The sequence below is a fragment of the Vibrio sp. V42_P2S4T144 genome (genome assembly GCF_009904715.1).
Lineage (GTDB): Bacteria > Pseudomonadota > Gammaproteobacteria > Enterobacterales > Vibrionaceae > Vibrio > Vibrio alginolyticus.
In genome coordinates, this window is the sequence record NZ_WXWS01000439.1 from 1 (window position 1) to 11,853 (window position 11,853).

An 11,853-nucleotide genomic window follows, 5' to 3' on the forward strand; every position below is an offset into this window, starting at 1 on the left:
CTTGGTCAAAAATTTAAAATGGCTACGTAGCTCAGCTGGTTAGAGCACATCACTCATAATGATGGGGTCACAGGTTCGAATCCCGTCGTAGCCACCATTGATTAGATTGCTAGCATAAGCTATCAGTCACGTAGATTTAAGATGCGGAAGTGGCGGAATTGGTAGACGCACCAGATTTAGGTTCTGGCGCCGCAAGGTGTGAGAGTTCAAGTCTCTCCTTCCGCACCATCTTAAATTAATCTACACTATCAGAATACGCGGAAGTGGCGGAATTGGTAGACGCACCAGATTTAGGTTCTGGCGCCGTAAGGTGTGAGAGTTCAAGTCTCTCCTTCCGCACCATTCTTTCTCTCGATAAGAGAGGTTAAGTAGTCTTTGACTATTTATGCTGTAGGGCTATCGCCAAGCGGTAAGGCAGCGGCTTTTGATGCCGCCATTCCCTGGTTCGAATCCAGGTAGCCCTGCCATATACAACGATATTGAGATTTTACCAATTATCTTGATATCTACAGATTAAGTTGCGGAAGTGGCGGAATTGGTAGACGCACCAGATTTAGGTTCTGGCGCCGCAAGGGGTGAGAGTTCAAGTCTCTCCTTCCGCACCATTATCGGAAAACCCAGCATGACTTTGCTGGGTTTTTTCTTTTTTTTGGTTCTGGACTCGGGAAATCATTAGATTTGCCGAATTAAAAAAGCGAGCTCATGGCTCGCTTTTTTTCTATCTGTGATTTGAGTAGCTTACTACATACCTAACGCGTATTTCAGTACTTGAGCCTTAATTGGCCCTGAGTTTTCAGCAAGCTTCAATGCAGCATTACGTACGAACTTCAATGGCCCAAGATCGTTGCTAAAACCTTTATAGAAAAAGTCCATGCCCGTCTGCATGAGTAAGTTGTCAGGTCGACGTGCGCGTTCGTATTTCGCGAGTAAGGTATCTTCCAGCTTTTCTTGGTGTTCTGTTACCGAAAGGAGAACGTCTACATCTTTGAAGCCTAAGTTTACCCCTTGCCCTGCAAGCGGATTGATCGTATGAGCAGAGTCACCCACTAACACGCAATTTTTGCTTGAGTAGCTTTGCGCATGACGACGAGTGAGTGGGAATGAGCCAAACTGTAAAACTTCAATATCGCCTAATTCAGCAGGGAAATGACGTAAGATTTCTTCCCTTAGTTGAGGTTTACCCATCGCACACAGTTGTTTAATACGTTTAGGCGAGTCATACCAAACCAAAGAACCTTGGCCTACTACTTGACCATCGTCGTTACTCAAAGAGCACAGAGGTAAAAATGAACGTGGGCCTGAAGGTGTAAATTGTTGCCAAGTGATATCTTGCTGTGGCAATTCTGTTTTCACGTTAATCAACATGCAGTGTTGTCGGTAGTCCCACGCAGTTACACCAATTCCAGCCAATTGACGAACTTTAGAGTTTGCACCATCAGCACCAATCACCCAGTTAGCTTCAAACTGCTCCCCACTTTCTAGTGTCACAAGGTTTACATCTGCAAACTCAATGGCTTTTAATCGCTCAGGACACATCACGGTTAGATTTTCATACTGAGAGAAGACTTGCCAAAGACCTAATTGGATTAGGCGATTTTCAACGATGTAACCTAGCTGATCCAATGACAATTCATCAGAGTGAAAACGAGTACGGCACTCTGGGTGCTCCCAAGTTTCTAAGCGACGATAAGGACAAACTCGCATGCTCTTGATCTCTGACCATGCTCCGAGTGAATCAAGTAACTCCACCGACTGGTGCGAGATTGCAGATACACGAATATCCATCGCCTGAGCGGCATCAAAAACTTTAGGTTTTGTACCTTCAACCAAGACAACGCTTCTGCCCTGCTTGGCAAATCCAACAGCGACGGCTGCCCCAACCATACCGCCACCGATCACGGCGATGTCATACTTGTTCATTTTTCACTCTTCATCGTGCTGATTAATTGGCGTTTTTTATTGTACTTTCCATGGCTATTTTTACAAAATTGTTTAACAAAAAACCTTGTTCTGCATAGGGCGAAAAACTAGATTTCATCAGGCTTTGCAGAGAATTAGCTAGATCACTAGTCAGGTGCTTTTTAAAGCAGTACAATACGCCGCTTACCGCCGTGATGGCGGCTATAATTTGAGCAATAGCTCTCCGATTTAAGTACAACTGAACGAGCGAAAGTGAGATGAGTAAGAAACTGCTAATTAAAACCTGGGGCTGCCAGATGAACGAATACGATTCATCAAAAATGGCCGACCTGCTTAATGCTGCAAACGGCTACGAGCTGACGGAAGAGCCAGAGGAAGCAGACGTACTTCTACTTAACACCTGTTCGATCCGTGAAAAAGCGCAAGAGAAAGTTTTCCACCAGTTAGGCCGCTGGAAAACACTAAAAGATAAAAAACCTGGCGTAGTTATCGGTGTAGGTGGTTGTGTAGCAACGCAAGAAGGTGACCATATTCGTGAACGTGCACCATACGTTGACGTTATTTTTGGCCCACAAACTTTGCACCGCCTACCTGAGATGATCAAACAATCTCAGTCCGATGATGCACCAGTTATGGACATTTCGTTCCCAGAGATCGAAAAATTCGACCGCCTACCTGAACCTCGCGCTGAAGGTGCGACAGCATTCGTTTCTATTATGGAAGGCTGCTCTAAGTACTGTACTTACTGTGTCGTACCGTACACTCGTGGTGAAGAAGTAAGCCGTCCAATGGATGACGTACTGTTCGAAATCGCCCAACTTGCTGAACAAGGCGTACGTGAAGTAAACCTTCTGGGTCAAAACGTAAACGCGTACCGTGGTCCTATGCACGATGGTGAGATCTGTTCATTTGCAGAACTGCTTCGTTTGGTTGCGTCTATCGATGGTATCGACCGTATTCGTTTCACGACGAGCCACCCGTTAGAATTCACAGACGACATCATCGCAGTATACGAAGATACGCCAGAACTTGTGAGCTTCCTGCACTTACCTGTGCAAAGTGGTAGTGACCGTATCCTAACGATGATGAAACGCCCTCACACCGCTATCGAATACAAATCGATCATCCGTAAACTGCGTAAAGCTCGTCCTGATATCCAAATCAGTTCAGACTTTATTGTTGGTTTCCCTGGTGAGACAGACAAAGACTTCCAAGACACCATGAAGCTAATCAAAGATGTAGACTTTGACATGAGCTTCAGCTTTATTTTCTCTCCACGTCCAGGTACGCCAGCAGCGGATTACCCTTGTGATGTGTCAGAACAAGTGAAGAAAGAGCGCCTTTACGAACTACAGCAAACTATCAATGCTCAAGCGATGCGTTACTCTCGCTTAATGCTTGGCACAGAACAACGTGTTCTAGTTGAAGGTCCTTCGAAGAAAAACCTAATGGAACTACGCGCTCGTACAGAAAACAACCGTGTAGTAAACTTTGAAGGTAGTGCAGACCTAATTGGTCAGTTCGTTGATGTGAAGATCGTAGACGTATTTGCAAACTCACTGCGTGGTGAGCTAGTACGTACTGAAAAAGACATGGATCTTCGTAGTGTGATTTCCCCAACGCAGATGATGGCGAAAACACGTCGCGAAGATGAGCTGGGTGTAGCTACTTTTACGCCGTAAGCTCGTATAAATAGCCATAGAGAGCCTGGTCGTTATCAGGCTCTCACTAAGTGGCAAAAAATGAGAGGCAACATTGAGCAATAAAATCGTAACTCTAGAAATTAACCTAGAACCTTCAGACAACCGCCGACTAGCTAGCCTGTGCGGTCCATTCGATGACAACATCAAGCATTTAGAACGTCGTCTAGGCGTTGAAATTAACCACCGTAGTGACCACTTTACGATTGTCGGTAAACCTCATACCGCATCAGCTGCGCTGGATATCCTGAAAACTCTATATGTTGATACCGCACCTGTACGAGGTGAGATCCCAGATATTGAGCCTGAGCAAATCCATCTAGCGATCAAAGAGTCTGGTGTTCTTGAGCAGAATACTGAGTCTAATATCGAGCATGGTAAAGAAGTCTTCGTCAAAACCAAGAAAGGTGTGATCAAACCACGTACGCCAAACCAAGCGCAGTACTTGGTTAACATGGTCACGCATGATATTTCTTTTGGTATTGGCCCGGCTGGTACAGGTAAAACCTACCTTGCTGTAGCAGCAGCTGTTGACGCACTAGAGCGCCAAGAGATCCGCCGTATTCTACTTACTCGTCCAGCGGTTGAAGCTGGTGAGAAATTGGGCTTCCTACCTGGTGATTTAAGCCAGAAAGTCGACCCATACCTACGTCCGCTATACGACGCCCTATTTGAAATGCTGGGCTTTGAGCGCGTAGAGAAGCTGATTGAACGTAACGTGATTGAGGTTGCCCCTCTTGCTTACATGCGTGGTCGTACTCTAAACGACGCCTTTATCATTCTTGATGAGAGTCAGAACACCACAGTTGAACAGATGAAGATGTTCCTAACGCGTATTGGTTTTAACTCTCGCGCGGTTATCACTGGTGATGTCACGCAGATTGACTTACCTCGTGGTGCGAAATCGGGTCTTCGTCATGCTATTGAAGTACTAAGCGAAGTTGACGACATCAGCTTTAACTTCTTCTTAGCCGACGACGTTGTACGTCACCCTGTGGTTGCTCGTATCGTTAACGCGTACGAGAAGTGGGAAGCACAAGACCAGAAAGAGCGTAAAGAGTTCGAGAAACGCCGTCGTGAAGAACGCGATGCGAAGTTACTAGAAGCAGCAAAAGCCGAACTGAATGCACAAGTTGCTTCAACTAAGGAATAATCATGGCGATCGAACTTGATCTGCAACTGGCAGTCGAAAATGAAGAAGGTCTGCCTTCGCAGCAAGATTTCCAATTGTGGCTAGATAAGACAATTCCGCTCTTCCAGCCACAAGCCGAAGTCACCATTCGTATTGTTGATGAACAAGAAAGTCATACGCTCAACCATGAGTATCGCGGCAAAGATAAACCAACTAATGTGTTGTCGTTTCCATTTGAAGCACCTCCTGGTATGGAAATAGATTTACTTGGTGATTTGATTATTTGCCGCCAAGTTGTTGAAAAAGAGGCGGTTGAACAGAGCAAGCCTCTGCTAGCACATTGGGCGCATATGGTTGTACATGGCAGCTTGCATCTGCTAGGTTATGATCATATAGAGGATGACGAAGCCGAAGAGATGGAGTCCCTCGAAACCGAAATCATGCAAGGTATGGGTTATGAAGATCCTTACATTGCTGAAAAAGAGTAGCTATTGGCCACTCGACAGGGAAAGGCGAACCACCTAAATGACTCTCGTGTTCGCCTCTCTATGTGTGCTATCACACTTCTGATAGCGTTACTTAATTGAGAAACAATGAACGAAGATAATTCTCCCTCTTCTAACGAAGATAAGAAAGAAAAGGCAGAAGGTCCGAGTAGAAAGTCCTTCTTTGAACGTCTAGGTCAACTATTTCAGGGCGAACCAAAAGATCGCCAAGAGCTTGTGGATGTTATCCGCGACTCTGAAGTTAACGACCTGATTGACCATGACACTCGCGATATGCTTGAAGGTGTTATGGAAATCTCCGAAATGCGTGTGCGTGACATTATGATCCCGCGTTCGCAAATGGTTACCGTTGAGCGTACTCACGACCTTGATACCTTGGTTGCTTTGATTACCGATGCTCAACACTCTCGCTACCCTGTGATCAGCGAAGATAAAGACCATGTGGAAGGCATACTTCTAGCGAAGGACTTACTTAAATACTTAGGCTCAGGCAGTAATCCATTTGATATCGAAGAAGTCATTCGACCAGCGGTTGTAGTACCGGAAAGTAAACGCGTTGATCGACTGCTGAAAGAATTCCGTGAAGAACGTTATCATATGGCCATTGTTGTCGATGAATTCGGTGGTGTTTCTGGTCTTGTGACCATTGAAGATATCCTTGAGGAAATCGTCGGGGATATTGAAGATGAATTCGATGAAAGTGAAGAGACGGACATTCGTAAACTAAGCAAGCATACGTTTGCTGTCAGAGCGCTGACAACCATCGAAGAGTTTAATGAGACATTCGGAACCAACTTCAGCGATGAGGAAGTTGATACCGTTGGTGGTATGGTCATGACTGCCTTTGGTCACTTACCTTCTCGTGGTGAACTGGTTGAAATTGAAGGCTACAACTTCAAAGTCACCGCTGCCGATAACCGTCGTGTCATTCAACTCCAAGTGACGATCCCAGACGAAGAAACCCTGGTTGAAGCCACTCAAGAGTAACGCGATACCCATTGGGAATCTCAGAAATTACAATGATGAATGAACTCTTTCATCGCCTTAAGCGGCCCTTAGTGGCCGCTTTTGTTGGCGCCTCTACTACACTCGCTTTCGCTCCTTACCAGCTGTGGCCTATTGCCATTCTTAGCCCAGCAATTCTACTGATTCTTCTTGCTAACCAAACTCCGAAACGCGCACTATGGATTGGTTATGCTTGGGGGTTAGGTCAATTTGCAACTGGCGTTAGCTGGGTTTACGTCAGTATCTCAGATTTTGGCGGTATGCCGCTCATTGCCAATTTATTTTTAATGGGCTTACTTGTTGCCTACTTGGCTGTTTATTCAGGCTTATTTGCTTGGCTCAACAACAAGCTGTTTCCTCAATTTACGCTCACAAAAGCACTTCTCGCTGCACCTGCTTTATGGCTGATCAGTGATTGGTTGCGTGGTTGGGTGATGACCGGCTTCCCTTGGTTATGGCTAGGCTATAGCCAGATAGATGCTCCACTCGCAAGCTTTGCACCAATTGGCGGCGTAGAACTGCTTACTCTATTTATCCTTATCAGCGCAGGGGCGTTAGCCTATGCATGGATTCATAAGCAGTGGCTGATGGTGATTATCCCTGCGGTACTACTCAGTACTGGCTTTGGGATTCGCAACTACGATTGGGTAACACCCCGACCAGAAGACACGACTAAGCTCGCACTAATTCAAGGTAACGTAGACCAAAACCTAAAGTGGCTACCAAGTCAACGCTGGCCAACCATCATGAAGTACGCTGACTTAACTCGTGAAAACTGGGATGCTGACATTATCGTTTGGCCAGAAGCAGCAATTCCCGCTTTTGAAATTGAAGTGCCTTCATTTTTGAGCAATATCGACAGCGCTGCAAAAATGAATAACAGCGCAATCATCACCGGTGTCGTCAACCAAGCTGAAGATCGACAGTTCTACAACAGTATTCTGTCCCTCGGCATCACACCATACGGTGACTACAGCTTCGATTTAAGCGAACGTTACCATAAGCATCACCTACTACCGTTTGGTGAGTTTGTACCATTTGAAGATATTTTGCGCCCATTAGCGCCATTCTTTAACCTACCGATGTCATCGTTTAGCCGTGGGGCTTTTGTGCAGCCAAACATCGTTGCGAATGGCATGCACATGGCACCAGCGCTTTGCTATGAGATCATCTTTAATGAGCAAGTGCGTCAAAATGTGACTGACGAAACAGACTTCATTCTAACGCTTTCAAACGATGCATGGTTTGGTCACTCTATCGGCCCTCTTCAGCATATGGAGATCGCCCGTATGCGTGCCTTAGAGTTAGGTAAACCGCTCATCCGCTCGACTAACAACGGATTAACAGCGGTAACCGATCACAAAGGTAAAATCGTTGAGCAAGTACCGCAGTTTGAAACTGCAGTACTGCGCGCAGAGCTCACCCCAACCGATGGGAAAACGCCATATCGAATCGTTGGTACTTGGCCATTGTATATTTGGGTAGGGTTAAGTTTAACTCTGGCTTTCGGTTTAAGAAGAAAACAGAGCTGATAACAGCTTGAAAGTAGAAAAGACAAAAAAGAGGCGACTAAGCCTCTTTTTTATTCATAGCATTATACTGTCGTTACGCGCCATTTATGGCTTTAATGACTGACGAGTAAAGCCTTTGTGACCACATTTAATACACGGAATGATTACAGTTGGGTGGTTATACGTTGTCTTGTGACCACACTCATCACAGACTAAAGTGCCTAAGCCTATCACCTCTCCTGCTTCATATAGCCCTTGATGCTCTAAGTCATCGAACAACTCAACCCACTCAACTTTAGTTCGGTCAGTAATCTCTAACAGCCCTTGCCATATCGAGTCCGCAATCGTTAAGTAAAACGGGCCGCTTTTGCTATCCTCGTAACTCTCTGAAAACTCTTTTAAGTCTGCTTTAAGGTACGCTTTGATTAAAGCCAATTCATCTTTGGTCAAGTCATTAGCAGCATCCACCACTTTGCCCGACGTCTCAATCGCTTTGTTAACTTCTTCCGGACTGTGCTTCAAGGTTTCAATCACATCCTCGAGCATTTCCTCATAACCTGTTTTACGTTTAGGCATAACTGACCTCCATCTTTCTCCTACCTGCGTCACTTAAGGGCGCATGGGTACAGATTGGCTATTGTTGTGATCCCTAGCTTTAGGTATTCTATGACGATCTATTTAAGTCTGTTCTAACCGAACTCACAAATTCCAAGATAACGGATACCATCGATGCAAGAACAATACAACCCACAAGATATTGAACAAAAAGTTCAAAAGCACTGGGATGACAACAAAACCTTTGTTGTAAGTGAAGACCCAAATAAAGAAAAATTCTACTGTCTGTCCATGTTCCCATACCCAAGTGGTCGACTGCACATGGGTCACGTGCGCAACTACACTATCGGTGATGTAGTATCTCGTTTCCAACGCCTACAAGGCAAAAACGTGATGCAACCAATCGGTTGGGACGCATTCGGTCTACCTGCAGAAAACGCAGCAGTAAAAAACAAAACTGCGCCAGCACCTTGGACTTACGAAAACATCGAATACATGAAGAACCAACTTAAGCTTCTAGGCTTTGGTTACGATTGGAACCGTGAATTCGCAACATGTACACCGGAGTACTACCGCTGGGAACAAGAGTTCTTCACTAAACTTTACGAGAAAGGTTTAGTTTACAAAAAGACTTCTTCTGTTAACTGGTGTCCTAACGACCAAACTGTTCTTGCAAACGAGCAGGTTGAAGACGGTTGTTGCTGGCGTTGTGATACGCCTGTAGAGCAAAAAGAAATCCCTCAATGGTTCATCAAAATCACTGAATACGCTCAAGAGCTACTAGACGACCTAGATAAGCTTGAAGGTTGGCCTGAAATGGTAAAAACCATGCAGCGCAACTGGATTGGTCGTTCTGAAGGTGTTGAACTGAAGTTTGAAGTTAAGGGGCAACAAGACCTAGAAGTTTACACAACACGTCCAGATACGCTAATGGGTGTGACTTACGTGGGTATCGCAGCTGGTCACCCTCTTGCAGCTCTTGCAGCAGAGAACAATCCAGAGCTTGCAGCGTTTATCGACGAATGTAAGAACAACAAGGTTGCAGAAGCTGAGCTAGCGACAATGGAGAAGAAAGGTATGGCGACTGGCCTTACTGCTATTCATCCATTGAACGGCCGCGAAGTACCAGTATACGTAGCAAACTTCGTACTGATGGACTACGGTACAGGCGCGGTAATGGCTGTACCTGCGCACGACCAACGTGACTACGAGTTCGCAACGAAGTACGGTCTAGACATCGTGCCAGTTATCAAGCCTGCTGATGGCAGCGAGCTAGACATCTCTGAAGCGGCATACACAGAGAAAGGTGTACTGTTCGATTCAGGTGAATTCGATGGCCTAGAATTCCAAGCGGCGTTCGATGCAATTGCAGCGAAGCTAGAAGCAGAGGGCAAAGGCACTAAGACTGTAAACTTCCGTCTACGCGACTGGGGTGTATCTCGTCAACGTTACTGGGGCGCACCAATCCCAATGGTAACGACTGAAGACGGTGAAGTTCACCCAGTACCTGCTGACCAACTACCAGTGATTCTTCCAGAAGACGTGGTAATGGACGGCGTAACGAGCCCAATCAAAGCAGACAAAGAGTGGGCGAAGACAACCTTTAACGGCGAACCTGCTCTACGTGAGACAGATACGTTCGATACGTTCATGGAATCTTCTTGGTACTACGCGCGTTACTGTTCACCACAAGCGGACGACATCCTAGACCCAGAAAAAGCAAACTACTGGCTACCAGTAGATCAGTACATCGGTGGTATCGAGCACGCTTGTATGCACCTACTGTACTCACGCTTCTTCCACAAACTACTGCGCGATGCGGGTTACGTAACGTCTGACGAACCGTTCAAGCAACTACTGTGTCAAGGCATGGTACTGGCTGATGCGTTCTACTTCGAGAACGAGAAAGGCGGCAAAGAGTGGGTAGCTCCAACAGACGTAGCCGTTGAACGTGATGGTAAAGGCCGCATTACTTCTGCTAAAGACACTGAAGGTCGTGATGTAACGCACTCAGGCATGATCAAGATGTCTAAGTCTAAGAACAACGGTATCGACCCTCAAGAAATGGTAGACAAGTACGGCGCTGACACAGTACGTCTATTCATGATGTTCGCGTCTCCAGCGGACATGACACTTGAATGGCAAGAGTCTGGCGTAGAAGGTGCGAACCGCTTCCTAAAACGTGTTTGGAAACTAGTGAAAGAGCACACAGCGAAAGGCGCAGCAGAAGCAGTAGATACCGCAGCGCTTTCTGGTGATCAAAAAGCACTTCGCCGCGACGTTCACAAAACTATCGCGAAAGTGACGGACGATATCGCTCGTCGTCAAACATTCAACACCGCGATCGCAGCGATCATGGAGCTGATGAACAAACTAGCGAAAGCGCCTCAAGAATCTGCGCAAGATCGTGCAATCCTTGACGAAGCACTGAAAGCTATTGTTGTCATGCTTTACCCTATCACTCCGCATATCTCATACGAGCTATGGGCAGCACTAGGTGAAACAGACATTGATAACGCGGCATGGCCGACGTTTGACGAAAAAGCGCTAGTTGAAGACGAAAAAACCATCGTTGTTCAAGTTAACGGTAAGCTACGTGCGAAGCTAACAGTCCCAGCGGATATCTCTAAAGACGATATCGAACAGCTTGGTCTAAACGACGAAAACGTGGTTAAGTTCACTGATGGCCTGACTATTCGTAAAGTCATTTACGTTCCAGGTAAACTGCTGAACATCGTTGCAAACTAATCACAGCTTACAATTTGTCTCAGTTTAGCGAACTTATTTGTTAACCAAGAGTCATTAAACAGGGTAGTTCGCTACCCTGTTTATTTACCTCAAACCATTCACATGAGTGGTTTAAGGTAAATAACCCCTTCAATTTAGGATGAATACAATCAATGCGCTTTTTCTCTTTGATTAAACTACCAGTGGTATTGGTATTAGCGGGGCTTCTTTCTGCCTGTGGTTTTCACCTTCGCGGCGAGTATTCCGTACCGGAAGAGCTGCACACTATGTCTTTCTCCAGCTACGATGAATACAGTGAATTAACTCGCTATGTACGCTCTCAACTCGAACTGAACAAAGTTGAACTTGTTCAACCATCATCGACGGTACCCAACCTTCATTTGACGGAAGCGACAATCGATGAGCGTACACTATCGCTTTATCAAAATAGCCGTGCAGCAGAAAAAGAGCTGACATACGTAGTAAAATACCGTGTGACAATTCCTGGCTATGGTTCTAAAAACTTTACGACAACAGTAAACCGCAACTACCTAGACAACCCGTTGACCGCACTTGCAAAATCTGTTGAGCGTGACGTAATTGAAGACGAGATGCGCTTGCAAGCTGCAAAACAGATGATGCGCCAGTTGGGCCGTATTCGTGCCGAATATGAAGCAGGACAAATCTCTGAGCCAGCGAACAAAAACTCTTAGTCACTATGCGAATTTATGCCGATAAGCTAACGGATCATTTAACTAAACAAGTTAAACAGGTTTACTTAATCTTTGGTAATGAGC

The 11,853-nt window shown here is 45.7% G+C and carries 9 protein-coding genes and 5 tRNA genes; 12 read left to right on the top strand and 2 right to left on the bottom strand.

Features of this window, described 5'->3' with window-relative positions; genetic code table 11:
* The first annotated feature begins 20 nt into the window (after positions 1 to 20).
* From CAG68_RS14690 to CAG68_RS14710, 5 genes are all read left to right on the top strand, one after another.
* A tRNA-Met gene (locus tag CAG68_RS14690) sits at positions 21 to 97 on the top strand.
* A gap of 46 nt (positions 98 to 143) precedes the next feature.
* A tRNA-Leu gene (locus tag CAG68_RS14695) sits at positions 144 to 228 on the top strand.
* A 29-nt stretch (positions 229 to 257) separates the two neighbouring features.
* Positions 258 to 342: transfer RNA gene (locus CAG68_RS14700), tRNA-Leu, on the top strand.
* A gap of 50 nt (positions 343 to 392) precedes the next feature.
* Positions 393 to 467 (top strand) — tRNA-Gln (locus CAG68_RS14705).
* A 53-nt stretch (positions 468 to 520) separates the two neighbouring features.
* A tRNA-Leu gene (locus CAG68_RS14710) sits at positions 521 to 605 on the top strand.
* Between the two features lie 136 nt (positions 606 to 741).
* On the opposite strand, the gene CAG68_RS14715 is transcribed toward CAG68_RS14710, so the two are convergent.
* Positions 742 to 1,920 (bottom strand): 2-octaprenyl-3-methyl-6-methoxy-1,4-benzoquinol hydroxylase, encoded by a 1,179-nt coding sequence (locus CAG68_RS14715; RefSeq protein WP_017821766.1) that lies wholly within the window; start codon positions 1,918 to 1,920, stop codon positions 742 to 744.
* 257 nt (positions 1,921 to 2,177) lie between these two features.
* Here CAG68_RS14715 and miaB point away from each other — a divergent pair, with 257 nt between their 5' ends.
* The 5 genes from miaB (at position 2,178) to lnt (ending at position 7,795) form a co-directional block, all read left to right on the top strand.
* Positions 2,178 to 3,602, top strand: coding sequence for a tRNA (N6-isopentenyl adenosine(37)-C2)-methylthiotransferase MiaB (gene miaB, locus CAG68_RS14720; RefSeq protein WP_005373038.1), 1,425 nt, complete (start codon positions 2,178 to 2,180; stop codon positions 3,600 to 3,602).
* A 73-nt stretch (positions 3,603 to 3,675) separates the two neighbouring features.
* Positions 3,676 to 4,773 carry a PhoH family protein gene (locus tag CAG68_RS14725; RefSeq protein WP_005373033.1) on the top strand — a complete coding sequence of 366 codons (1,098 nt, stop codon included), beginning with the start codon at positions 3,676 to 3,678 and terminating at the stop codon, positions 4,771 to 4,773.
* Between the two features lie 2 nt (positions 4,774 to 4,775).
* On the top strand, positions 4,776 to 5,240 hold the full coding sequence (gene ybeY, locus CAG68_RS14730) for an rRNA maturation RNase YbeY (RefSeq protein ID WP_005373030.1): 465 nt from the start codon (positions 4,776 to 4,778) through the stop codon (positions 5,238 to 5,240).
* A gap of 105 nt (positions 5,241 to 5,345) precedes the next feature.
* Complete coding sequence (gene corC / locus CAG68_RS14735; RefSeq protein ID WP_005384118.1) at positions 5,346 to 6,245, top strand: CNNM family magnesium/cobalt transport protein CorC; 900 nt, start codon at positions 5,346 to 5,348, stop codon at positions 6,243 to 6,245.
* A 32-nt stretch (positions 6,246 to 6,277) separates the two neighbouring features.
* Positions 6,278 to 7,795: an apolipoprotein N-acyltransferase gene (gene lnt, locus CAG68_RS14740; protein ID WP_161441315.1), complete on the top strand. Its 1,518-nt coding sequence runs from the start codon at positions 6,278 to 6,280 to the stop codon at positions 7,793 to 7,795.
* 84 nt (positions 7,796 to 7,879) lie between these two features.
* Here the strand turns inward: lnt and CAG68_RS14745 are convergent, their stop codons facing one another.
* The gene (locus CAG68_RS14745) at positions 7,880 to 8,350 is read right to left on the bottom strand and encodes a zinc ribbon-containing protein (RefSeq protein ID WP_005373024.1); all 471 of its coding nucleotides are present in this window, start codon (positions 8,348 to 8,350) and stop codon (positions 7,880 to 7,882) included.
* 153 nt (positions 8,351 to 8,503) lie between these two features.
* Between CAG68_RS14745 and leuS the strand changes: the two genes are divergently transcribed.
* The gene (gene leuS / locus CAG68_RS14750) at positions 8,504 to 11,077 is read left to right on the top strand and encodes a leucine--tRNA ligase (protein ID WP_005391313.1); all 2,574 of its coding nucleotides are present in this window, start codon (positions 8,504 to 8,506) and stop codon (positions 11,075 to 11,077) included.
* Positions 11,078 to 11,229: 152 nt separating this feature from the next.
* A complete protein-coding gene (locus tag CAG68_RS14755; protein WP_005384122.1) occupies positions 11,230 to 11,769 on the top strand; it encodes an LPS-assembly lipoprotein LptE in 540 nt (179 codons plus the stop codon).
* Positions 11,770 to 11,853 lie beyond the last annotated feature (84 nt).